This window comes from Lachnospiraceae bacterium JLR.KK002 (genome assembly GCA_036941025.1).
In the GTDB taxonomy this organism is placed as follows: Bacteria; Bacillota; Clostridia; order Lachnospirales; family Lachnospiraceae; genus Petralouisia.
The window spans coordinates 1924418-1948715 of sequence record JAYMNP010000001.1; the positions used below are offsets into that span (position 1 = coordinate 1924418).

The 24298-nt window shown below is 48.1% G+C and carries 26 protein-coding genes; all 26 read right to left on the reverse strand.

The window, feature by feature from the left end:
* Window positions 1–16: 16 nt before the first annotated feature.
* The 26 genes from pgeF to VSQ32_09345 all read right to left on the reverse strand — a co-directional run bounded on the left by pgeF (window position 17) and on the right by VSQ32_09345 (window position 24241).
* Window positions 17–883 carry a peptidoglycan editing factor PgeF gene (pgeF, locus tag VSQ32_09220; protein MEH2943037.1) on the reverse strand — a complete coding sequence of 289 codons (867 nt, stop codon included), beginning with the start codon at window positions 881–883 and terminating at the stop codon, window positions 17–19.
* A gap of 302 nt (window positions 884–1185) precedes the next feature.
* A complete protein-coding gene (locus tag VSQ32_09225) occupies window positions 1186–1554 on the reverse strand; it encodes a YraN family protein (GenBank protein MEH2943038.1) in 369 nt (122 codons plus the stop codon).
* An 85-nt stretch (window positions 1555–1639) separates the two neighbouring features.
* Window positions 1640–1924, reverse strand: coding sequence for an EscU/YscU/HrcU family type III secretion system export apparatus switch protein (locus tag VSQ32_09230; protein MEH2943039.1), 285 nt, complete (start codon window positions 1922–1924; stop codon window positions 1640–1642).
* 126 nt (window positions 1925–2050) lie between these two features.
* Window positions 2051–3928, reverse strand: a complete 1878-nt coding sequence (locus tag VSQ32_09235; protein ID MEH2943040.1) for a flagellar hook-length control protein FliK — start codon at window positions 3926–3928, stop codon at window positions 2051–2053.
* Between the two features lie 5 nt (window positions 3929–3933).
* On the reverse strand, window positions 3934–4704 hold the full coding sequence (locus tag VSQ32_09240; GenBank protein ID MEH2943041.1) for a ribonuclease HII: 771 nt from the start codon (window positions 4702–4704) through the stop codon (window positions 3934–3936).
* A 52-nt stretch (window positions 4705–4756) separates the two neighbouring features.
* Complete coding sequence (lepB, locus tag VSQ32_09245) at window positions 4757–5287, reverse strand: signal peptidase I (protein MEH2943042.1); 531 nt, start codon at window positions 5285–5287, stop codon at window positions 4757–4759.
* Window positions 5288–5399: 112 nt separating this feature from the next.
* Window positions 5400–6251: a ribosome biogenesis GTPase YlqF gene (gene ylqF / locus VSQ32_09250; GenBank protein MEH2943043.1), complete on the reverse strand. Its 852-nt coding sequence runs from the start codon at window positions 6249–6251 to the stop codon at window positions 5400–5402.
* 15 nt (window positions 6252–6266) lie between these two features.
* Window positions 6267–6848: a signal peptidase I gene (lepB, locus tag VSQ32_09255; protein MEH2943044.1), complete on the reverse strand. Its 582-nt coding sequence runs from the start codon at window positions 6846–6848 to the stop codon at window positions 6267–6269.
* 127 nt (window positions 6849–6975) lie between these two features.
* Entirely contained in the window at window positions 6976–7329 is a 354-nt protein-coding gene (gene rplS / locus VSQ32_09260) for a 50S ribosomal protein L19 (GenBank protein ID MEH2943045.1), read from the reverse strand.
* A gap of 87 nt (window positions 7330–7416) precedes the next feature.
* A complete protein-coding gene (trmD, locus tag VSQ32_09265) occupies window positions 7417–8187 on the reverse strand; it encodes a tRNA (guanosine(37)-N1)-methyltransferase TrmD (GenBank protein ID MEH2943046.1) in 771 nt (256 codons plus the stop codon).
* Between the two features lie 8 nt (window positions 8188–8195).
* Window positions 8196–8732, reverse strand: a complete 537-nt coding sequence (gene rimM / locus VSQ32_09270; protein ID MEH2943047.1) for a ribosome maturation factor RimM — start codon at window positions 8730–8732, stop codon at window positions 8196–8198.
* 138 nt (window positions 8733–8870) lie between these two features.
* Window positions 8871–9101 (reverse strand): KH domain-containing protein, encoded by a 231-nt coding sequence (locus VSQ32_09275; protein ID MEH2943048.1) that lies wholly within the window; start codon window positions 9099–9101, stop codon window positions 8871–8873.
* A gap of 18 nt (window positions 9102–9119) precedes the next feature.
* Window positions 9120–9362 carry a 30S ribosomal protein S16 gene (rpsP, locus tag VSQ32_09280; protein MEH2943049.1) on the reverse strand — a complete coding sequence of 81 codons (243 nt, stop codon included), beginning with the start codon at window positions 9360–9362 and terminating at the stop codon, window positions 9120–9122.
* A 125-nt stretch (window positions 9363–9487) separates the two neighbouring features.
* On the reverse strand, window positions 9488–10843 hold the full coding sequence (ffh, locus tag VSQ32_09285; GenBank protein ID MEH2943050.1) for a signal recognition particle protein: 1356 nt from the start codon (window positions 10841–10843) through the stop codon (window positions 9488–9490).
* Between the two features lies 1 nt (window position 10844).
* On the reverse strand, window positions 10845–11189 hold the full coding sequence (locus VSQ32_09290) for a YlxM family DNA-binding protein (protein ID MEH2943051.1): 345 nt from the start codon (window positions 11187–11189) through the stop codon (window positions 10845–10847).
* A gap of 108 nt (window positions 11190–11297) precedes the next feature.
* A complete protein-coding gene (locus tag VSQ32_09295; GenBank protein MEH2943052.1) occupies window positions 11298–13382 on the reverse strand; it encodes an Ig-like domain-containing protein in 2085 nt (694 codons plus the stop codon).
* A 33-nt stretch (window positions 13383–13415) separates the two neighbouring features.
* Window positions 13416–14627 (reverse strand): threonine ammonia-lyase, encoded by a 1212-nt coding sequence (gene ilvA / locus VSQ32_09300; protein MEH2943053.1) that lies wholly within the window; start codon window positions 14625–14627, stop codon window positions 13416–13418.
* Window positions 14628–14652: 25 nt separating this feature from the next.
* On the reverse strand, window positions 14653–15624 hold the full coding sequence (ftsY, locus tag VSQ32_09305) for a signal recognition particle-docking protein FtsY (GenBank protein MEH2943054.1): 972 nt from the start codon (window positions 15622–15624) through the stop codon (window positions 14653–14655).
* 20 nt (window positions 15625–15644) lie between these two features.
* Complete coding sequence (gene smc / locus VSQ32_09310; protein ID MEH2943055.1) at window positions 15645–19205, reverse strand: chromosome segregation protein SMC; 3561 nt, start codon at window positions 19203–19205, stop codon at window positions 15645–15647.
* Window positions 19206–19225: 20 nt separating this feature from the next.
* Entirely contained in the window at window positions 19226–19927 is a 702-nt protein-coding gene (gene rnc, locus VSQ32_09315) for a ribonuclease III (protein ID MEH2943056.1), read from the reverse strand.
* A 114-nt stretch (window positions 19928–20041) separates the two neighbouring features.
* Window positions 20042–20272, reverse strand: coding sequence for an acyl carrier protein (gene acpP, locus VSQ32_09320; protein ID MEH2943057.1), 231 nt, complete (start codon window positions 20270–20272; stop codon window positions 20042–20044).
* Window positions 20273–20284: 12 nt separating this feature from the next.
* Window positions 20285–21304, reverse strand: a complete 1020-nt coding sequence (gene plsX / locus VSQ32_09325; protein MEH2943058.1) for a phosphate acyltransferase PlsX — start codon at window positions 21302–21304, stop codon at window positions 20285–20287.
* 97 nt (window positions 21305–21401) lie between these two features.
* Window positions 21402–22052 carry a YesL family protein gene (locus VSQ32_09330; protein ID MEH2943059.1) on the reverse strand — a complete coding sequence of 217 codons (651 nt, stop codon included), beginning with the start codon at window positions 22050–22052 and terminating at the stop codon, window positions 21402–21404.
* A gap of 83 nt (window positions 22053–22135) precedes the next feature.
* A complete protein-coding gene (gene rpmF, locus VSQ32_09335; protein ID MEH2943060.1) occupies window positions 22136–22315 on the reverse strand; it encodes a 50S ribosomal protein L32 in 180 nt (59 codons plus the stop codon).
* A gap of 2 nt (window positions 22316–22317) precedes the next feature.
* Window positions 22318–22839 carry a DUF177 domain-containing protein gene (locus tag VSQ32_09340; protein MEH2943061.1) on the reverse strand — a complete coding sequence of 174 codons (522 nt, stop codon included), beginning with the start codon at window positions 22837–22839 and terminating at the stop codon, window positions 22318–22320.
* A gap of 211 nt (window positions 22840–23050) precedes the next feature.
* On the reverse strand, window positions 23051–24241 hold the full coding sequence (locus tag VSQ32_09345) for an acetate kinase (GenBank protein MEH2943062.1): 1191 nt from the start codon (window positions 24239–24241) through the stop codon (window positions 23051–23053).
* Between the last annotated feature and the right edge of the window lie 57 nt (window positions 24242–24298).

Consider the following 24298-nt stretch of genomic DNA (forward strand, 5'->3'; position numbering starts at 1 on the left):
TCTATATTTCCTCCTGTCATTTCAGGCACAGAAATGCCCCAAGATTTCCCCGTTTCCCATGGCTGGCCCGATGGGAAAACAGTAATTTATGGTTACAGCAGGTACAGATTTCTGTCACTGTCAGGTGTTCCTGCCGGATACCTGCTTCCAGCAGGACAATCTCATTGGCCCGCCACAAATCAAGCTGGTATTTTCCATTTCCCTTATCCTGCAGAATCTCGTCTCTGCGTCCGGGAAATCCCTGCTCAAATGCCAGCGCCACATCTTCGCTGACCTCATAGCAGTTCTGGCAGATGGAGGGGCCGATGGCACAGACCACATCCTCCGGCTCTGTCTGAAATTCCCGTTTCATGGCCTCCAGCGTGGCTTTTCCCATGCGGCCCACAGTTCCCCGCCAGCCGGAATGAGACAGCCCGATGGCTTTCTGCCTGGTATCCACAAAATACAGGGGCACGCAGTCCGCAAAAAAGGCTGACAGTACCAGCCCCGGTTCATTGGTAATCAGTCCGTCAATATCCGTATAATCCCTTTCTCTGAGCAGTCCCTTTCCCGCATCTTCCCTGCCCGCCCGCCTTACATTGGCGGTATGGGTCTGGTCTGTCAGCACAAAATTCCCATACTCTGTCCCAAGGGCCTGTGAGATTCTGCGGAAATTTTCTTCCACAGCTTCCCTCTCATCTCCTCTGGTAAAGCTCAGATTCAGACTTTCAAATATGCCTTTGCTGACGCCGCCCAGTCTGGTGGTAAAACAGTGCTTTACCAGATGGGTTTCTTCCACCAGCGGAAAAGACAGGTACGGAAAGATTCCCGCCTCCGTCTCTGCCTGTTTTAATACCGGAACTGGTTTCCTGCTTCCGGACTGAAATACGATTTGCTGCTCCATAACCGCTCCTTCCTGTTATTATGCATAAACAGATAATTGTGAAACTCAATAATTGTGTTAATTTCATGTACAATTCAAAAGATTTGAATATAAATATTTTCTCATGCAAAAGGTGAGAAATGCATTTCAGCACTATGGAAGCGAGACTTAAAGAAGCATGAAAGCCTCTGCTGAACATGATTCTTTGCATTCAGAGGCTCGCTGGAATGTCCGGTGCGTCTGGCATTTCGGCCTTTTGTATGAAGGAGATATTTAAAAGAAACTGTGGAAATTGTACATGAAATTTTGATAATTGGATAGTTTCAGCGCCGAAAAGGAAACGCATGTTCCACATGAATCATCTCTGTTCCCAGAATTCCGATTACGTCAAACCGGCAGGGCGTCTCTTCTCCATATCCATAACGGAGACAGTAATATTCCGCCGTCCGGCAGATTTTCCGCTGCTTTGAAAGATTCACCGCCTCCAGCGGATGGCCGCCTCTTATATCTTTCCGGTATTTTACTTCCACAAATACCAGGTATTTCCCCTGTCTGGCCACCAGATCTATTTCTCCATACCTGCTGCGGAAATTTGCCGTCAGAATCTGATAACCCTTTTCTTTCAGAAATTCTGCCGCCTGCTGTTCGAAGGCCATGCCAAGACTGCGGTTCTCATTTCCTGCTTTTCCCAAATTTACATACCCCTTCTGTCTCCTGTTTACTGTCACCTGATACGGTCTCCCCTGTATCTGCTCCGCTTATTTCTTATTCTGTGATTTACCGCAGTTTCTCCCGCATTCGCTCCATATCATCTACAAATACCAGTATTTCCGCCACCACTTCATACAGTTCCGGCGGTATCATATCGCCGATTTCCAGTTTGGACAGGGTTTTTGCCAGTTTATCATCCCGGTAAAAGGGGATGTTGTCTTCTTTCGCCTTTTCAATAATCCGCTCCGCCAGATGCCCTTTTCCGGTAGCTATGATTTTCGGTGCGGTTTCCCCCGGATTGTAGGCTATGGCCACAGCGGTTTTCTGCTTTTCACCCGATGTGGTTTCCATGGTTACCAGCTCTTTTGTATTTCTGTATCTTGTTCCGTCCATGGCCCTTTGGCTCCCTCCGTTCCCATATTTACTCACAGCCTGTCAGTCCGGATTTCCATTTTCTTTCTCTGTAAAACATAAGTTCTATGCTTTCACATCAAAGGAATACCGGTGCAGCTTTCCGGCAGGCTTTTCCTGCTCCAGAAATTCCCGGGGAGAATCTTTCTGCAGTTTCCTGTTTTCCACCTTTATCTCACAGCTATATCCTTTCTGCTCCAGACGTTCCGCCAGTTTATCTGTAAATCCGGCAATCAGCCGGTAAGATTTCTCATCTGCCAGGTAGAAATCCGTCTGCACCGACTGTCCATGCATTTTCACATAAATATCGGTGGAACCCAGATGTTCCATATCCAGGTGGAGCAGTGCGGACAAATCGCCTTCCTTTTCCCTCAGATTCTTTTTGTTGGTATACACATACAAATCGCTGTGGGCATTCTGCTGCTGCAGTTTCAGCGGAAGCTGCACATAGGTGTACACCTGATTTAACTGATTCATAAAATCCAGATTGTTCTGCACGGACTGAGCTGTTTTTGCCAGGGCGCTGCCTTCCTTTCCCGCCTGGGACAGCACCTGCTGCAACTCTGACATCTGCCGGTTCAGACGCTGGTACAGCTCCTTTACAGCCCCTTCTTCTTTTAATTTTTCCGGCGTCAGCATCCACTGCTCTGTCATGGCCTGTTTCATCAGGTTTTTCACTTCTTTTGAAGAAAACAGCTTCTTCATGGCCCCGGCCTCTCCATACTCGCTGCTTTCCAGGGCTTTCATCATCTGCTGCAGAAATTCTCCGGCAGAAAGGTTCGCATTCAGCCTGCCCTGGGGCAGAAGCTGCTGATTTTCCGCTGCCCCGGATTCTTTCAGCATGGAGGCCAGATTCTCCTGTTGTTCTCCGGTCAGTATCTGGTTTATGGTATTCTGCGCCTGGGCGCCGCTCTCTTTCCCGGCAGATTCCGGAGCTTCCGGGGGAACTCCTGCCTGGGCCTGTACCTGGACCTGGGACTCTGCTTTGGCCTGTACCTGGGCCTGAGACTCCGCCTGGGCTGCGCCGGTAAGGCTTTCCGGTACTCCTGTACCCTGAGAAGCCGGATTCTGAGATACCGGATTCTGCAAATCCGGATTCACGGTCTCCGTCTGTCCCCCTGTCGCACCCGCTCCCTCTGCCTGTGTACTGTTGCCCAGCAGAATTTCCATAATCTGCTGCTGAATTCCGGGAATCCGGCCTGTCTGCTGTCCGGCTTCTGCCGCTGCCGGATTCTGTCCGGCCCCTGTTGCCGCCGGATTCTGCCCGCTGCCGCCCAGCGTAAAATTCTCCGTAAGTCCCTGTCCTTCCTGTCCGAACAGCTGCTCCGGCAGATTTGCAAGACCTTCCATCAGGTTCTGCAAATCCGGCAGGATTGCCTGCTGTCCGTTCTGATAATTCTGAAACTGGTTCAGGGAATTTTCCGTAATCTGAAATCCCAGCTTCTGCATCTGAACCAGCGTCTGCATGTCTGCCTGAGGAAAACCGGCCGCAGCCCGCGCCATCTGCAGCAGGCTGTTTCTGTCTATGGGAAGCTGCTCCATCATCATCTGGTTTACCATGGACAGGTTACGGGGATTTACCTTCAGTCCCGCCGCCTCCAGCGCTTTCATCAATGTGGGATTCTGAGCACTTTCCAGAACCACCGGGCGGATGGAAATCTGTTCTTCTGTGGTACCCTTTACCTCAAACAGCATGGGCTGCCCCTGTTCCAGTGTGACTCCCGTCTCCATTCTGGCCTGTATGGTACTTCCGTCGCTCAGTCCAAGGGTTACCTGACCGTTGCTTTTTATGTCTGTCACCATTCCTTCAAACACTTTGCCCGGAACCAGTTCCTGAAGCTGAGAGGCCGGACGCACGGAAGCTGTTTCCTTTACAGAATTCAGGGTCTGTGTATTGGATGCTGTATTGGCCTGATATTGATGAACACCCTCCAAAAATGACATATCCATCACTGCCTTTCTATGTTTTTTATAAAGGTCTGACGGTGTATGGGCGAGGGCCCAAAAGTCCGGACTGCCTGCATGTGTTCCTGGGAACCGTATCCTTTGTTGCGGGCAAATCCATACTCCGGCATAATTTTGTCGTATTCCACCATCAGCCTGTCTCTGGTTACTTTTGCAATGATACTTGCCGCTCCGATGGAAATGCTTTTCGCATCTCCTTTGATAATGGGAACCTGAGGAATGTCCACCTGGGGAATGGTCACAGCATCATTTAATAATATATCGGGCGTCAGAGTTAAATTTTGAATAGCCTGCCGCATAGCCTCATAGGTTGCCTGAAGAATATTGATTTCATCAATTCTGGCGGGACTTACCATGCCGATTCCTGTGGCCAGGGCCTGCTCCATAATCACCTCATAGAGTTCTTCTCTTTTTTTCTCACTGAGCTTTTTGGAATCATTGATATAAAGAATTCCGCAGTCTTTGGGCAGAATTACTGCCCCGGCCACCACAGGGCCTGCCAGTGGCCCTCTGCCCGCCTCGTCGATTCCGCACACATGGCCTGCCTGTTCGTACTGCCTTTCATAAACTTTCAGTCTCTCGATTCTCTCCCGCTCCTGCTGCAGCTTCTCCAGACGTTTTCCGGCCTGCTGCAGCAATTTCTGAACTCCGGCGCGACTGTCATTGTTATATTCGGAAATAAAGGCAGGCAGCATCGTCTCCTCTGCTGCCTGTAATTCCTCTTTTATCTCACTGATTTTCTTCTGTTCTCCCACTGTATTCTCCTCTTATCCTGTACTGTCTCCTGAGGATTCCGGATTTATCCCCCTACTGATGTTTGATAAATCCAATCCGGTCAAAGGGATAAAGCCGCAGCCAGGCTCTTCCGATAATATCTTCTCTGCGTATTTTGCCCACACTGGGATCCCGGCTGTCTGAACTTGCATTCCTGTTATCTCCCAGCACAAAATATTCTCCTTCTCCCAGTTCAATGGGACTGGCGGCTTCTCCCGGATCTAAAATAATCTCTCTTCCGTAGGATTCCTCCAGCACTTCCCCGTCAATATAGATATTCCCTTCGTCATCAATCTGTACCGTTTCTCCCGGCAGGCCGATAATCCTCTTGATATAATAAGTATCTTCTTTGTACTGAAAAGGAAATACTATGATATCAAACCGTTCCGGGTCGTGGAACCGGTAGCTGATTTTATCCACAATCAGATTATCTCCGTCACTGAGGGTATATTCCATGGAAGTACCGCTTACCTGGGTGCGCTGCCCCACATAATGAATCACCAGATAGGTCACCAGAAATACAATTGCAATATAGAGAATAAAACTCAGGGTCTCTTTCACCATATCCGACTTATCCCTGGGAGATTTCTCCTTTCCCGCCCTTTTCTCCTTCCGGTTTTCTTCCTGTTTCCTGTCCTCTTCCTTTTTATTCATAATCATACATTCTTCTTTCTTTTCAACTCTCCTCATTGGGGAATTCAAGGGTTATGTTTCCCAGGCGTCCGCTGCGGAACTCGTCAATGACAAGGGCTGCCGCTTTGCTGTAATCAGGCTCATTTCCCTTTTTGACACAGTTGCGGTTTTCGGCAATCTGCATCAGCAGTTCCGGCGGATTCCGGTCTTCTTCCACCCCGTACCGTGCAGCCAGCACTCCAGGATAATTTTCCTTCAGAATTCCAATCAGTTCCAGAGAAAGTTCGTCAATATTTAAAATTTCGTCTTTTATGGAGCCAATCAGTGCCAGCAGCAGCCCCACCTGCTGATCTTCAAATTTGGGCCATAAAATTCCAGGCGTGTCCAGAAGCTCCACATTCTTATTCAGCTTAATCCACTGTTTTCCTTTGGTTACCCCCGGCTTATTTCCCGTTCTGGCACAGGCTTTTCCCGCATAGGTATTGATAAACGTGGATTTACCCACGTTGGGAATTCCCACCACCATGGCCCGTATGGGACGGTTTTTAATGCCTCGTTTCCGGTCCCGCTCCGTTTTCTCCCTGCAGGCTTCCATAATCACGCTGCTGATGGTCTTCATCCCTGTCCGGGACCTGGCGTCCAGTTTTACCACAAACCAGCCCTTTTTCCTGAAATATTCCGCCCAGGCGGCTGTCTGTTCTTCACTGGCCAGATCCGCTTTGTTCATAAGAATCAGTCTGGCTTTCTGCTTTCCAAGTTCATCTATATCGGGATTGCGGCTGCTTAAGGGAATTCTGGCGTCTACCAGTTCAATTACCAGATCTATTAATTTCATATCTTCCTGCATCTGACGTCTGGCTTTCGTCATATGTCCAGGATACCATTGAAACTGCATATTATCACCTTTCCGTTATTTCAGCAGAGCGAATCTGTCCCAGGGCCAGACAATACACCATGCCTTTCCCACAATATATTCTTTCTTTACATTTCCAATACTGGCGTACCGGCTGTCCTCGCTGTTGTTCCTGTTATCCCCCAGCACAAAATACTCGTCCTCGCCCACGGTGAGTTCTTCTTCTGCCAGCAGTGCATTTTCAATGGCGGGAACTTCCACCTTTTCTTCAAAAGGCTCTCCATTAATATAAATCATGCCTTCCTTTACCTGCACTTTGTCTCCCGGCATGGCGATGACCCGCTTGATATAGTAATGGGATTTCTCGTTTCCATTGGGCAGAAATACAATCAGATCGTTCTGCTTCGGGCTGAATATTTTATACACAAGCCGGTTGACCAGAATTTTCTCTCCGTTCTCCAGCGTGGGAGACATGGAAGGGCCCACCACAGAAATGCGGAATCCCACAAATAACACCAAAAGGACTGCCACAAACATGGTCAGCAGAATCTCCCCTGTCCAGAGCGCAATCTCTCTCAGTAATCCTGTATTTACTTTTCGCTTTTTCCGGTTAAAATTTAATCCTGATGTCCTTCTCATTTTTCTCTCCGCAAGGTGCCTGTATCCTGCATATCATTTTCCTCATACAGGAAACCCGGAGGAATCTCCTGTATGAGGAAAAAGGGACAACTACAATTGTATTTGTCCCTTCTGCATTCTGTCCGGATTATTTTACCAGCTCTTTTACTTTTGCTCTCTTGCCTACGCGTCCTCTCAGGTAATTTAATTTCGCACGTCTTACTTTACCGCGGCGGACAACTTCAATCTTCTCAACATTGGGAGAATGCAGCGGCCAGGTCTTCTCAACTCCCACACCGTTGGAGAATTTTCTTACGGTGAAAGTCTCACGGTTGCTGCCGCCCTGTCTCTTTAACACAATTCCTTCAAAAACCTGAATTCTTTCACGGTTTCCTTCTTTAATCTTACCATATACTTTAATGGTATCGCCTACGCGGAATTCCGTAATCTCTGATTTTAACTGTTCCTGTTCAATACTTTTCATAATTTCTGTTGCGTTCATCCTGTGACCTCCTGATTATATTCCGATGTTCTTAATACCTTTCGTAACAGAGGACCATCATTTTCTGTCTCACAGGTTGATATTCTATCATAATTTTTCTGAAAAGTCAACAACCCCGCGGGAATCAGAGGATTTTTCATATTCCTCCAGCCACTCCCGCTCCTGAGGCGACAGTTCCGCCTGGGCCAGCAAATCCGGCCTGCGCTCTCTGGTCAGCAGGACAGATTGCTGACGCCGCCAAGCTTCAATTTTTTTATGGTGGCCAGATAACAATATGGGCGGTACCTTTTTGCCATTCCATTCCTCCGGTCTGGAATACTGGGGATATTCCAGCAGGCCGCCTTCAAAGGACTCCGTGCTGCCGGAACTTTCATTGCCCAGAACCCCCGGAACCATACGGGCAATGGCGTCCACCATCACCATGGCCGGCAGCTCCCCTCCGGTCAGGACGTAATCTCCGATGGACATGTAATCTGTCACAATTTCTTCCAGTACCCGCTGGTCTATGCCTTCGTAATGACCGCAGAGCAGAATCATATCTTCCTCTCCGGCCAGCCTTCTGGCGTCATTCTGGCAGAAGGTTTTTCCCTGAGGGGTCACATAGACACACCGGGGCTTTTTCCCGATTCGCTCCACCACAGATTTCCAGGCATCGTATACTGGCTGGGCCTGCATCAGCATTCCCGCTCCGCCGCCATACGGATAATCATCTACTTTTTCATGTTTATTTGCGGAATAATCTCTGATATTAATGGCCTCAATATGCAGTCGTCCTGCTTCCATGGCCCGCCCGATGATACTGGTATTCAGTCCGTTCATTACCATATCCGGAAATAAAGTCAGTATATAAAAATTCATGGTTTTCCTCAGTCCTCTTCCAGAAGGCCCGGCAGCAGATGTATCCGCATGGTCCTCTGTTCCATATCCACATCCAGAATACATTCTTTAATTGCCGGAATCAGCAGTTCTTTCTTCCTGCCGGCAGAAGAAGACGTTTCATCTGCCTGAATCACATAGACGTCATTGGCCCCGGTCTGCAGTACATCTGCAATCTGTCCCAGCGCCTGTCCTTCTTCTGTCAGAACTCTGACCCCAAGCAAGTCTGCAATAAAGTATTCGTCTTTTTCGCATTTTACCGCCTGGTCCCTGGTTACGAAAAGGCTTTTTCCTTTATATTTTTCCACATCATTTATATTATCAATATCTTTAAATTTCAGAATCACCAGATTCTTAAAAAATTTCACCTGGACAATTTCCAGTTCCAGCTTTTCCCTGCCGGTGTCCAGCAGTACTTTTTTTAATTTTTTAAACCTTGCTGCATCGTCCGTGGTGGGAAATACTTTTACTTCCCCCCGGATTCCATGGGTAGTGGTTATCACACCCACCTGAAACAAATCTTCCATAGGGTTTCCTTTCCGAGCGGGCAGAAGAGATTTTCCCTGCCCGCCGCGCGGCCCGCGCGCTGCTTCAGCGGCATATTTTCTCTGCACGGGCCTGTGCAGACGAAAATCACAGTGAAACTTCACTGTGATTTTCGTCTGTTACTGCATAATATCCACAATAACTTTCTTTTCGCTTTTAGCTGCTGCTGCTTTTACAACGGAACGGATTGCCTTGGCAATGCGCCCCTGCTTTCCGATGACCTTTCCCATATCTGCCTGGGCAACACGTAACTCTATCACAATGGACTTTTCGTTCTCAGTCTCTGTAACTGCAACTTCTTCAGGATTATCCACAAGTGCTTTCGCAATTACTTCTACCAATTCTCTCATTACGTCACCTCACGAAGATTATTTTTCGATACCGGCTGCTTTAAAAATCTTTCCTACCATTTCTGTAGGCTGAGCACCATTTGCCAGCCATTTCTTTGCCAGTTCTTCATTTACATGGAACTCGCTTGGATCCCTTGTTGGGTCATAGGTTCCAATCTCCTCGATAAATTTACCGTCTCTCGGAGACCGGGAATCAGCTACCACGATTCTATAGAAAGGAGCCTTCTTCTGTCCCATTCTTTTCAGTCTGATTTTTACCATCGCACATCTCACCTCCTGGTTGTTAAACTGTTTTCTATCAGTAATCAGAACCTGCGAATGCCTGTCCTGTTACGAACGTTATTTTACTGCCTCAAACCGGCAGCACCCCGCGGAAATAATTCCTTCTAAAATCCAAAGGGCAGTTTAAATCCGCCCCGGCGTTTCCCTTTGCCGCCCATCAGCCCCGGCATCTGCTTCATCATTTTCCGGCTCTGCTCAAACTGCTTCACCAGACGGTTTACTTCGCTGATGTCCACGCCGGCTCCCTGGGCTATCCTGTGTTTCCGGCTGGGATTCAAAATGGAGGGATTGGCCCGCTCCTTCGGCGTCATGGAATAAATAATGCCTTCAATTCTGGCCATTTTCTTCTCGTCCATGGCGTTTTCAATTTCAGCAATCTGGGAACTTCCAATTCCGGGCATCATACTGAGCAGACTGGAAAGACCGCCCATTTTCTTCATCTGGTTCATGGACTCCAGATAGTCGTCAAAGCCGAATTCCGCCTTCTTCATCTTCTGTTCCAGTTCTCTGGCTTTTTCCTCGTCGATGTTCTCCTGCGCCTTTTCAATCAGCGTCAGCACATCTCCCATACCCAGAATCCGGTTGGCCATACGGTCCGGATAGAACTGCTCCAAATCGGAAAGTTTTTCTCCCATACCCACATATAACAGGGGCTTGCCTGTCACTGCCCGGATGGACAATGCCGCTCCGCCTCTGGTATCACCGTCCAGCTTGGTCAGTACCACGCCGTCGATACCGATTTTTTCTTCAAATGTGGAAGCTACGTTTACTGCGTCCTGTCCGGTCATGGCGTCCACCACCAGAATGGTCTGGTGTACGTCCACCTGTGCCTTGATTTCCTGCAGTTCCTCCATCATGTCTTCATCCACATGGAGTCGTCCGGCCGTATCCAGAATCACCACGTTAAAGCCTTTGGTTCTGGCATGTTCCACTGCCGCTCTGGCAATATTCACAGGCTTATGGCTGTCTCCCATGGAAAATACTTCCACGCCCTGCTTTTCCCCATTAATCTGCAGCTGCTGAATAGCTGCAGGCCGGTAAACGTCGCAGGCTGCCAGCAGAGGCTTTCTGCCCTTCTGTTTCAGTTTTCCCGCTATCTTGGCGGTGGTGGTGGTCTTACCCGCACCCTGCAGGCCCGCCATCATGATTACAGTAATCTCACTGCCCGGCTTTAAGGAAATCTCCGTGGTCTCAGACCCCATCAGGGATACCAGTTCTTCATTTACAATTTTTATTACCATCTGGCCGGGATTCAGTCCGTTCATCACATCCTGGCCGACGGCCCGCTCCTGCACAGATTTCACAAACTGTTTTACTACTTTAAAGTTGACATCCGCTTCCAGCAGCGCCAGCTTTACTTCTTTCAATGCTGTTTTTACATCTTCTTCCGTAAGAAGTCCTTTACTCCGCAGAGATTTGAATACGCTCTGCAGTTTTTCTGACAAGCTGTCAAATGCCATTTCATAACTCCTCTAATATCTCATTGGAAATGGCTTCAATCTCCGCCATTACCTCCGATTCTCTCTGTTCCTGACAGTTCCGGCTGAGTGTCCGGATTCGGGTGACCTTCTCTTTCGTCTTCAGAAACCGTTCCAGAAGATGCAGCTTCTCCTCATATCCTTCCAGTATCCTGTCACACCGTTTCACCAGGTCGTGAACTCCCTGGCGGCTGATTCCTTCTTCCCTGGCAATCTCGCTCAGGGATAAATCATTCAGCACAAAGTCTTCAAAAATATCCCTCTGGTGTTCTGTGAGCAGTTCTCCGTAAAAATCATAGAGGTAAGTCTGCATTACTTTTCTTTCCATTTCTATCACCTGAGCTATCATACTATAAAATATCCGGGGTGTCAAGGGTTTTTCCCTGACACTCCGGATATTTTGTGACAGTTCAGACAACTGCCCTGTTATCATATTCTATCTGGAAGCGGTATACGGAATTTCCAGCGTTTTTGATTTCATTCCGTAAAAAGTTCTTCCGTCCAGCACTTTAAAGGCCCGGATTCTGTAGTAATGGCGCTTCTTTTTCTTCAGATATTTATCCGTATAGGTTTTTCTGGAGGAAGAAGTGAGCTTTATAATCTTTTTATAACCGGAATCTTTTCTGGCAGAGGCATAGATAATATAGCCGCTGGCATTTTTATTTTTGTTCCAGGTAAGTTTTGCATATCCTTTGGAGGTAATGCTGCCTTTCAGAGTGGGAGCTTTCAGGATAACGCCCCGTACGCTGTCACTCAGTCTGCTGTTGCACTGAGGATATGAATTTCTGGCTGCCACTTTATAATAATAGCACTGATTTACCTTTGCCTTTTTATCCGTATATGTGGGCTTTTTGCTGGTTCCGATTAAAGTATAGGAACCGTTCTTTTTAGTGGAACGGTAAATGCCGTAACTGCTGGCATCGGACGTGGTTTTCCAGGTCAGTTTTATACTTCCGTAAGTATCTTTTTCCGCAGAAGTATCCACGGAAGATGCTTTCAGCCCTGCAGGAGTGTCGCAGGTCACATACAGATAATAGGAAGCCTTATCGTTTGCGTCATCTTTGTTGCGAACGGTAATCACAGCCCTGCCTGTGGCTTTTGCCGTCACCATTCCTGTAGCAGAATCTACTGTGGCCACTTTTGTCCGGCTGCTGGTCCATTTCAGATTCTTTGCATTAGTGGCAGGCTGAATCTGCAGTCGGTCTCCCTTGCTGGCCAGATACCATTCCCGCGGAAAGGATAAAGGAATTCTCACTGTAATATCGCAAAAAGCCTGCAGGCCGTCCGGCGTTATGGCCGCCACCGAGGTGGTTCCGCCCTGTTTTGCCCGAATTGCCCCGGTGGTGGGATTTACCGATACCACCTCGGTATTCAGACTCTTATACTTCACGCTGGAAATTGGAGAGTATCCGGACAATGCTGTCACTTTTGTGGATTCACCGGGATTCATTACAATACTGCCGGTACTCATCCGAATGGAGCCTGACACCAGGGAAGCCAGAAGTATCTGTTCCCGTTCTCCGATATCACAGTTGCTCAGCCTGGCTTTCCTGGGATCCGGAATATTTCGGTAAATCTGGTAATAAAAGGAACAGGCCGCCAGATAATACCCGGCATAGGTGGGATGTTTGAAATCCGCCCCTACCATGCGAATCCATGGATAAAGAATATGGGCCCGGTTATAATGCATTCCCACCGGAACCACTTCAATGCCCAGTCTGACTTCCAGAGATTTGCAGGCAGCCGCAACGTAGAGCTCAAGCTCTCCCGCGGTAAGCATTGTGGGTACTCCATTGACCCTGGTAAGAGAATTATCATTGTAACCGTGGGTCATATACAGCAGAGGCGTAGCCTGGGGCTGATATGTCTTTATCATCCGCAGCAGACGTTCCACAGCCGGATAAGTTTTGGTGTCAAACTGCTCCACCATGGATTTGCTCTGTTCCTGGAGGACAATGTAATCCCATTTTTCATTCAAAAGCTGTACCATCAGTTCTTTGTGATAGGACAGGTATTCACTCTGCATTCCTGCATAATAACTCAGCCAGGCGCCTCCATGGCTTACGGTTTTCACATCCAGGTTATGGCCTTCCCAGGCTGCCAGTTCCTCCAGAGGCTTTTCCACAGAATATGTGACATTCTGAGGCTTGTATTTTGTAAAACTGTTTCCCACCATAAGCACACGTATGGGGCTTTCCGTGCTGACCGGCGGTTTGTCATCCGGATTATCGCCGGGTTTGTCATCCGGATTATCGCCAGGTTTGTTATCCGGATTATCATCTGGTTTGTTATCCGGATTATCACCGGGTTTGTTATCCGGATTATCACCGGGTTTGTTATCCGGATTATCATCCGGTTTGTCATCGGTATTCTGATTTGAGCTGTCCCCTGAGCTTTCACCGGCGCCCCGTCCGGACAATTCTGCCGTATATGCGTCCTCTCCCAGGGAAGCCGCGTAACTCTCCATGCTTCCCATACCGCCAAGCAGAAGAATCAGCAGCACACATATCAGTTTCTTCATGGTATCTCCTTTCCGTTTCTTCCGTATTCCGTCTTACAGACTGGTCTGCACCGGTTTGGGCTGATAGCCTTTCTGTTCCAGGGCATCCATAATTTTCTTCTTATGTTCCGTGCCAAAAGCCTCCATGGTAATGCGGAGCTCCACCGCCGCATTGCGGTTGGTTGACACAAACTGATTATGCTCTAATTTTATAACATTACCCAGCTCTGTGGCAATAGTATTTGCAATTTTACATAATTCTCCAGGTTTATCCGGCAGCAGTACAGATACGGTAAAAATACGGTCCCGGAAAATCAGTCCCTGCTGTACTACGGAGGACATGGTAATCACATCCATATTTCCGCCGCTTAAAATAGATACCACCCGTTTGTTTTCCACCTGGAGGTGACGCAGGGCCGCTACGGTCAGCAGTCCGGAATTTTCCACCACAATCTTGTGGTTTTCCACCATGTCCAGAAAGGCCACAATCAGCTCATCGTCCTCCACAGTAATAATATCGTCCAGATTCTCCCGGATATACGGGAAAATTTTCTCACCGGGAGTTTTTACGGCTGTTCCGTCCGCAATGGTGCTGACGCCGGGCAGCGTCACAATTTTCCCCGCTTCCAGAGAAGCCTGCATACAGTTTGCTCCGGCCGGTTCCACGCCGATGACTTTGATTTTGGGATTCAGCAGTTTGGCCAGCACCGATACGCCCGCCGCCAGTCCGCCGCCTCCGATGGGCACCAGGATATATTCCACCAGAGGAAGTTCTTTGAAAATCTCCATGGCAATGGTGCCCTGTCCCGTGGCCACCGCCAGGTCGTCAAAGGGATGGATAAACGTATATCCATGTTCCTCCGCCAGCTCATATGCCTTCTGGCAGGATTCGTCGTACACATCTCCGTACAGAATGACCTCGGCCCCGTAACCTTTGGTACGGTTTACTTTAATCAGCGGAGTGGTAGTGGGCATGACAATGGTGGATTTCACGCCAAAACATTTCGCCGCATAGGCAACGCCCTGGGCATGGTTTCCTGCAGATGCGGTAATCAGTCCCTTTTCCCGTTCTTCTTCTGACAGGGTACTGATTTTGTAATAGGAGCCGCGTACTTTGTAGGCTCCGGTAAACTGCATGTTTTCCGGTTTCAGATAGACCTTGTTTCCTGTCTGCTCACTTAAAAAATCACTGTACATCAGTTTCGTTTCCAGTGTCACTTCTTTTACAATCTTACTTGCTTCTTCAAATCTTTCCAGCGTCAGCATGGTTTCTCTCTCCTGTCTTCCCGGCTTACTGCTCCGGTTCCTGCGCTTCCTCCCCGGTTTTCTCACTGCCGGAAAATAAAGCGTTTACAAACTGCTCCGAATCAAATTTCTGCAAATCCTCGATGGTTTCTCCCACACCGATGTATTTCACCGGTATGCCCAGTTCCGACTGGATGGCCACCGCAATTCCGCCTTTGGCCGTACCGTCCATTTTGGTCAGAATAATACCGGAAATATCCGCCACCTCTGAAAACTGCCGCGCCTGTGCCAGCGCATTCTGTCCGGTAGTTCCGTCCAGTACCACCAGTGTCTCACGAAATGCTTCCGGATATTCCTTTTCCAGAATCCGATGAATTTTTTTCAGTTCCTCCATCAGATTTTTTTTGTTATGAAGGCGTCCCGCCGTATCACACAGCAGCACATCGGCATTTCTGGCTTTTGCCGCCGCCACCGCATCGTAAATCACAGAAGCCGGATCTGCCCCTTCCTGGCCGCCAATCATTTCCACGCCCGCGCGATGGGCCCACTCGCTGAGCTGCTCTCCTGCGGCCGCCCGGAAAGTGTCTGCGGCTGCCAGCACCACTTTACGTCCCTGGTCTTTCAGCTTTCCCGCCAGTTTTCCCACGGAAGTGGTCTTTCCCACCCCGTTGACGCCGATGACAAGAACCACGGAGGTTTCATGTTCAAACTGATATGCGGTCTCTCCCACATCCATCTGCTCCCGGATACTGGAAATCAGCAGTTCCCGGCATCGGGCAGGTTCTTTGATATGCTGTTCCTTTACTTTCGCTTTCAGGTTCCCGATGATTTCTTCCGTGGCATGAACGCCCAGATCCCCCATAATGAGAATCTCCTCGATTTCTTCATAAAAGTCTCCATCTATACTGGAAAATCCGCTGAATATGGAATCTATTCCGGATACGATATTGTCTCTGGTCTTCGTCAGCCCCTGTACCAGCCGGCTGAAAAAGCCTTTTTTTTCTTTTTCTTCACTCATTGATAAACTCCTTCCTGTCCTCACTCTGTGGCCAGCGTCTCAATTAAATCCACGGATACCAGCGTGGACACGCCTTTTTCCTGCATGGTAATTCCATACAGCCGGTCCGCCGCTTCCATGGTTCCCCGCCTGTGGGTAATGACAATAAACTGGGTATGGCGGGTCAGCTTATGTAAATATTTTGCAAACCGTCCCACATTGGAATCGTCCAGCGCCGCCTCTATTTCATCCAGCAGACAGAAAGGGGACGGCTTCAGGTTCTGAATGGCAAACAGCAGGGAAATGGCAGTCAGGGATTTCTCCCCGCCGGATAACTGCATCATGTTCTGCAGTTTTTTGCCTGGAGGCTGGGCGATAATACGAATGCCGCATTCCAGAATGTCCTCATCCTCCACCAGCTCCAGTGTTCCTTTTCCTCCGCCGAACAGTTCTTTAAATACTTTGTCAAATTCTTTCTGAATCTGCCCGAATTTTTCCATAAACTGCCTGCGCATTCCCGTATCCAGTTCTTCGATAATGTCCAGCAGAGTTTTCTCCGCCTCCACCAGATCGTCATGCTGAGTTTTCAGGAACACATACCGCTCCGACAGATTCCGGTAATCTTCGATGGCATTTACGTTCACATCGCCCAGTTTACGGATTTCTTCCTTTATCTGAGAAATCTGCTTTTTCAGTTCTGCGGGACTGTCCAGTTCTTCTTTTCGCAGCTCCATGGCATTGTGGAATGTCAGTTCATATTCTTCCCACATATAATTGGTCTGATTCTCCATGGATTCATTCAGTTTTTCTTTCTGGCTGTTCAGACGATACAACTCTTTATCCAGATCGTTGATACGTTTTGACAGTTCTTCCTGTTTCTGGAAAAATCCTTTGTACTGTTCGGACATGTCTTCCCGCTGCTTCTGCTTTTCTGAAATCTGTTCTTCCAGAGCGCCTTTGTCCCGTCCGGACTGTTCCATGGAAGCCTTAAGCTCCTCAATCTCCTGCTGTTTTTGCTGAATATCTTCCTGTGACTGGTTTTTTTCCTGTTCCGCAGCCTGCAAATCTTCATCCAGTTTACGGATTTCTGCTAAAATACGGGAAATATTTTCCTGAACAAATTCCGCTTTCTGCTGAAAATTGGCTTCTTCCAGCTGCACCCTGGAAACAGCGCTCTGGCTTTCTTCTGCCAGACGGTTCTGGTTCTCCAGCATCTGCCGGAATTCCCCGGTCTCTTCTTCGATTTCTTTTTCCCGCCGGTCTGCCGCCTGGATTTCTTCCTGAATACCGGCCTGGTTCTCGCTGATTTCCAGTAACTGTTCTTCAATTTCCCGGCTTTCCATCTGCAGTGTCCTGAACTGGCTGTCATTCTCTGCTTTCTGTTCCCTGGCATGTTCCAGGTTCAGTTCTTCGGTGTTCCGCAGAATCATGGCCTGATTCAGTTCTTCCTGAAGATTTCGGATATCCTCTTTTAACAGTTCCCGTGCCGTATTGATGTCTTCCAGACGGTTCCGGTGCTCCTGCAATGTGTTCTGCAGCTTTTCCGTTTCTTTCTGCAAATCTTCGATTTCACGTTTCCGTCCCAGCAGATTGCTGGTATTTTTAAAAGCTCCTCCTGTCATGGAGCCTCCCGGATTTAAAGATTCTCCTTCCAGGGTCACAATCCGCAGACTGTACTGATAATTCCGTGCCAGCCCAATGGCATGGTCGATGGTATCCACCACATAAGTTCTGCCCAGCAGGTATGTTTTCAGTCCCTGAAACCTGCTGTCAGCCTGTACCAGTTCGCTGGCCAGCCCAATCACGCCGGGCTCCCGCAATGCTTCCTGGTTTACATAAGCCGCTTTTTTTCCCACGCTGGTCAGGGGCAGAAAGGTGGCCCGGCCATAGCGGTTCTGCTTCAGAAATCCAATCATTTTTTTTGCAGTGGCCTCGTCTGCAGTGACAATATTCTGGATGCTGCCGCCCAGGGCAGTCTCTATGGCAGCTTCGTACTTTTTTTCCACCTGAATCAGATCTGCCACCACGCCCAGCAGGCCAGGTTCTCTTTCCTTTTGCTCCATAACCCGGCGGATGGAATTGCCGTATCCGTCATACCGCTCTGCAATATTAATCAGAGATTCCAGCCTGGACTGTTCTCTGTGGTAACGGGCCGTGTCCTGCTCCAGAAGATTCAGGGTTTCCGTCCGCTTTGCCTGCCAGGCTCTGTTCTTTTCTTCCAGACGTTTTCCTTCCTCTTCCAGCTTCTGGCAGGCAGATTTCGCCTGCGCATATTTTTCTTCGCATTCCTGCTCCAGAACCTTAAGTTCTTCCTCCTGGCTTTTCTGCTCCAGAAATCGCTTGCTTAGCTGAGCCTTTCGGATATTCATCTGCTCCTGCATGGTATCGTAACGCTGCTGTCTGGCTTTCGTGGAAGCTCTGCTGTTCAGAAGCTCGATAATTTCGCTTTTTCCGTCTTCAATTCTTCTGCTGCATCGGGCAATTTCTTCCTGAATTTCCTGATATCTGGCCATAACCTGGCTTTTCTGTTCCTCCATGGATCTGACCTGATTGTCCAGTTGAAGCCTTTCTTTTTCGCAGGCTGCTTTCTGCTCCATCTTTTCCAGACGTTCCTGCTCCACCGCTTCCTGCCGGGATTTAAAATGCTCCTCGCTCTGCCGGGCAGCGCGAATCTGCTCTCTTAACACATTGATCCGGCCTTCCAGCTTCCCGCTCTGTACGGTGGTCTCGCTGAGTCTTCCCCGCAGAATTTCCAGATTTTCATCGGCTTCCTTCATGCTCTGTTCAATTCTGGCATATTCTGTCCGGATGTTTTCGTAGGCGTCGTCCGATTCTTTCCAGTCCTGGTCCGTAATCTTCAGCTTTTCTTCCAGAGATTTCAGCTGCTCCTCCATCCGTTCCATATCCAGGAGGAACATGTTCACATCATATGTTTTTAATTCTTCCCGTTTCTTCAGATAGAGCCTGGCTTTCTCTGCCTGGCGTTCCAGAGGGCCCACCTGCTTTTCCAGTTCTGTCAGGATATCATTGACGCGCACCAGATTCTGACGCTCATCTTCTAATTTTTTCTGGGCCGTGGCCTTTCTCCGTTTGAATTTTACAATACCTGCCGCTTCATCAAACAGTTCCCGGCGTTCTTCCGGTTTCCCGCTGAGAATCCGCTCAATCTGTCCCTGACCGATAATGGAATATCCCTCTTTTCCAATCCCCGTATCATAGAACAGTTCGTTTACGTCTTTCAGCCGGCAGGTTGTGCCATTAATCAGGTATTCGCTTTCTCCGGAGCGGTATACACGCCGCGCCACTGTCACCTCGTTGTAATCCACATTCAACTGCCGGTCCCCGTTGTCCAGGGTAATGGCCACCCAGGCATAACTTAAGGGCCTGCGGTTTTCCGTACCGGAAAAAATAACGTCCTGCATACTGGCCCCGCGAAGCTGCTTCACCCGCTGTTCTCCCAGCACCCAGCGCACCGCGTCCGCCACATTGCTTTTGCCGCTTCCGTTGGGACCTACGATTCCTGTAATTCCGTTATGGAATTCAAACAGAATCTTATTGGCAAAGGATTTAAATCCATGAACTTCTATACTTTTTAAATACATGCATTCCTCCGCTGCTTTGGTTATTGTGGTTTCTTTTCCTGCTCTTTTAACTGCAGCAGGGTGTGATAGGCCGCTTCCTGTTCCGCGCTTTTTTTGGTTCTTCCGCAGCCTGTCCCATAGGACACATTTCCAATCCGGGCCTCCACAACGAATTTCTTATTGTGGTCCGGCCCTTCCTCTTTCAGCAGGAAATAACTCAGTTCCCCCTCGTGATTTCCCTGTACCAGTTCCTGCAGGATAGTTTTGCTATCGAAAAAGAGCTGTTTATGCTCTATGTCGTTCAGTACAAACCGGTGTATAAACTCTTTCGCGTTAGCAAAACCACCATCCAGATAGATGGCTCCAATCACTGCTTCCAGTGCATCGGACAGAATGGATTTGCGCTCCCTTCCTCCCGTCTGGTCCTCTCCCTTTCCCAGCAGCAGATATCTGCCAAGTTTCAGCTCTCTGGTACAGAATGCCAGAGCCGGTTCACAGACCATACTGGCCCGCAGCCTGGTCAGTTCCCCTTCCGGATGTCCGGGGTATCGGTGGAACAGAAATTCACTGGCTGTAATTTCCAGTACCGCATCTCCCAGAAATTCCAGGCGCTCATTGTCTGCAAGTCTGCCCAGATGGCGCTCATTGGCATAGGAGCTGTGGGTCAGGGCCTGGAGGAGCAGCTTTTCATTTTCAAAATGATACCCGATTTTTTCTTCAAATTCCCGTAGTAATTTCATAATTATGCCTTTCTTCCTTACTTCTGTTCTCGCATAAAGCCCTTTGATTCAAATACAACCACTTTCGCGCAACATGTGAAAGTGGTTGTCTCTTTATACTCACGATACGATTTTCTGTCAGTTTGTGGCATTTTTAATCTGCTCTACTGCATCTCCAACCGTTACTATTTTTTCTGCTTCTTCATTGGCAATCTCAATGTCAAATTCTTCTTCCAGTCCCATAATAATCTGGAAAATATCCAGGGAATCCGCTCCCAGGTCGTCTACAAAGGTAGTGTCCATTGTGATTTCTTCCACGTCAACGTTTAATACTTCCGCAATGATTTTTTTTAATTTTTCAAACTCCATGATACTTCCTTTCTACTCCTCCATAGGAGATGTTCCAATATTCTTCCTGATTTTCTCATTGATTTCCTGTTCCTTAAAAGTCACGCACTGAATAATGGCATTGGTTATTTCTTTGGCTTTGGAACTTCCGTGAGTCTTGACTACCAGCCCGTTCAGTCCCAGCAGGGGCGCGCCGCCGTACTCCGTGGCGTCAAAAGCCTTCAATGTCTTTTTCAGGGAAGGTTTCACCAGAAGGGCACCGATTTTGCTTCGGAAATTCTCCATCATTCCCTTTTTAATCACGCCTGTCAGCGCATTGCTTACGCCTTCATACAGTTTCAGAATAACGTTTCCCACAAATGCCTCGCAGACGATGACATCCGCTTCCCCGTGAGGAATATCCCTTGCCTCAATGCTTCCCACAAAATTGATATCCGGACAGTTTTTCAGCAGCGGAAAGGTTTCTTTCACCAGTGCATTTCCCTTTTCTTCTTCCGCACCGATATTGACAATGGCTACCCTGGGCCTGTTCACTCCCAGCACATTTTCCATATAAATGGAACCCATCTTCGCAAACTGAACCAGATGTGAAGCTCTGGCATCCACATTTGCACCGCAGTCAATCAGCAATGATACACCCTGTTCCGTGGGAATCAGCGGAGCCAGAGGAGGACGCTCCACGCCTTTGATTCTTCCGACAATTACCTGTCCGCCCACCAGAACGGCGCCGGAACTGCCTGCCGAAATAAATGCGTCCGCTTTCTTTTCCTTTACCATATTCATTCCCACTACGATGGAAGACTGTTTCTTCTTCCGAATGGCCATCACCGGAGGTTCTGCGGTCTCAATTACCTCTTCGGCATGAATCACTTCAATCTGTGAGCCGGAATAAGAATACCTGGCAAGTTCCTGCTTTATCACATCCTGCTGGCCTGTCAGATATATTTTGATATTTTTCCGCATTGCAACAGCATTTACCGCCCCTCTGACGATTTCCGCGGGCGCGTGATCCCCGCCCATGGCGTCTACTGCTACCTTTATCATTTCCTGCATGAAATTTCCTCCTTACGGTCTGCAGGCAGAATCTTTGCTATATTTTTCCTGTCTGCCGAATGCCTATTTAAGAATATACTATAAGTATTAGGAGAAATCAATATAAATCTTCTTTATATTTTTCATCTTCTGCCATTCGGTCTTCCTCGCTCATATATTTCCGGAAAATCCGCTCCAGAATATAGCTCTGAATCCAGGTATAAACTGCGGGAAGCAGAAAAATCAGTATCGGCACCATATAGAAAACCAGCCCTGTCACCACAGCCAGAATCAGCATCAGAACCGTCATGGGCAAATGTACAATCACCATCAGAATGGCATTTTTCATGGACTGCTTTACGGAATTTTCAAAACGGGCCATATAGGGGAAGAGATAAGAAACCCATGCAAACCAGATGGCCATTCCCACTACGAAAAATACTGCCAGAGGCCCCAGAGGGCTTCCTTCTTTTGCGTAAAAATTCATGATATACAAATCCACCCACAGCACGCCTCCGATAATCAGGGCAAGAATCCATACAATGGTGGTCTTTTTGAAATTATCCTTAAAAGCGCTGATATAATCCCGGAACAGATATCCCCGGTCGTGGCGCAGCACCTTATGCGTCGTATAGTACATGGCTGTGGACGCAGTTCCTATGGTAATTACAGGGATACAGCTTACCAAAAACAGCAGGCTCAGGCAGAGACAGTCCGTAAATTTGGATAAAGACCTCATGATACCGCTGTCCAGATTAAATAATTTCATTTCAAATTCCTCCTTTTCATAAAATCAGAAAACTTCCTATAAGACAAAAAGAGCCTTTCCATCCGGAAAGGCCCTGCTGAATATCAGTCCTGAGGAATAATCTCTTTCTTATTATAACTTCCACAGCTCTTGCAAACTCTGTGAGGCATCATTAATTCACCGCACTTGCTGCATTTTACTAAAGTCGGAGCAGTCATTTTCCAGTTTGCTCTTCTTCTGTCTCTTCTTCCTTTGGAAGATTTATTTTTTGGACATATAGACATGGTCACACCTCCTTAAATTTGTTAAAAATATCCTGGATTGCTGCCATTCTTGGATCCGGTTCTGTTTTCTGGCACTGACATTCTCTCAGGTTCAGATTAACTCCGCACCGTTTACAGATGCCTCTGCAATCTTCCCTGCACAGAACCTTCATTGGCCAGCTCACCAAAATTTCTCCAAAAATAAGTTGATCCACATCCAGACTTGTTCCTGTCATATAGTCGGACTCATCCATGCCAGTTCCCGGACTGTCTTCGGTAAGATCCAGTTCCTTCTCTATGACCAGAGAAAACCTTCTCTCTACCTGCTCCAGACATCGGTCGCAGGGAATCGCAACTGTAATTTCCGTTTCTCCCTGAATCAACATTCTTCTGTTTTCCTCATTGGTAAACTTCATTACAAAAGGTGCTTTTCGTACAATGGGAAATTGTCCCAGTTTTGAATCAAAGGATCGTAATTCAATTTCCACCTGTTCTGACATTTCCCTGTTCTCACAGGAAATAACGTCCGTTAATTCTACTTTCATGGCAGTCTCCTCATCCACACCCGGTATAATGTTGCCATTATACGCGCCGAAGTGCGCATAGATTACCATACCATGGACTGCGCAACAATCGTAGTATATTATAACTGCCAAATCCTGGTTTGTCAATCATTATTTTCATCCGGCAGGCGGTCTGCAGTCTGAGGGGCGCAGACTGAACTGTTACAGACTGAACTGTCACCGCAGCAGTTCTCTATTTCACCAGTGCCACCGTTTCACGTGCAATGGCCAGTTCCTCATTGGTGGGCAGGCAGAGCACGGTTACTTTAGAATCCGGAGCGGAAATAACCTTTTCTTCTCCACGTATCTGATTTGCCTCGTCGTCCAGTTTAACGCCAAGATATCCCAGGTAATCACAGACGCCTTTTCTGGTGTCCGGTCCGTTTTCTCCCACTCCGGCAGTAAAGCAGATAACATCTACCCCGTTCATGGCTGCCACGTAAGAGCCTACGTATTTAGCCACCCGGTAAATATAGGTCTCCAGTGCCCGGATTCCTCCCCGGTCATTTTTTGCAGCCGCTGCCTCCAAATCCCGGAAATCACTGGAAATATGGGAAAGTCCCTGTACGCCGGATTTTTTATTCAAAACGGTCATAACGCCTTCCAGATCAATCTTCTCTTTCTTGGCCAGATATTCCATGGCCCCTGGGTCGATATCACCGGAACGGGTACCCATAATCAGACCTTCCAGCGGGGTCAGCCCCATGGAAGTATCCACTGATTTACCATTTTTTACCGCACAGATGGAAGCACCGTTTCCAAGATGACAGACAATGGTTTTCAGTTCCCCATATGGTCTGCCGAGAATCTCCGCTGCTCTTTTGGAAACATAGCTGTGGGAGGTTCCATGGAATCCATACTTCCGCACACCGTATTTTTCGTAATAATCGTAATCAATCCCATAGAGATATGCTTTTTCCGGCATGGTCTGATGAAATGCGGTATCAAATACTCCAACCATAGGTACACCCGGCATCAGGTCCCGACATGCACGGACTCCGATTAAATTTGCCGGATTGTGAAGGGGCGCCAGATCGTTGCATTCTTCCACCACGTTCAGCACTTCTTCATTTAAAATTGTGGAACATGCAAATTTCTCTCCGCCATGCACCATCCGGTGGCCCACTGCCCCGATTTCTCCAAGGCTCTTTAAGGCCCCTGTTCCGGGATTAACCAGTGCTTCCAGCACCATCTGGATTGCCTGTTTGTGGGTAGGCATATCCGCATCTGTGATTTCTTTTTCCCCGCCTGCCTTCTGGTATACCAGTCTTCCGTCCAGACCAATTCTCTCACACAGACCTTTTGCCAGCACTTCTTCCGTATCAGAATTGATAACCTGATATTTCAGAGAAGAACTGCCGCAGTTAATTACCAGTACATTCATAATTTTCCCTCTTCTTTCTGACTATATTTCATTTCCTGTTCTGTTTCCTGACTTCTG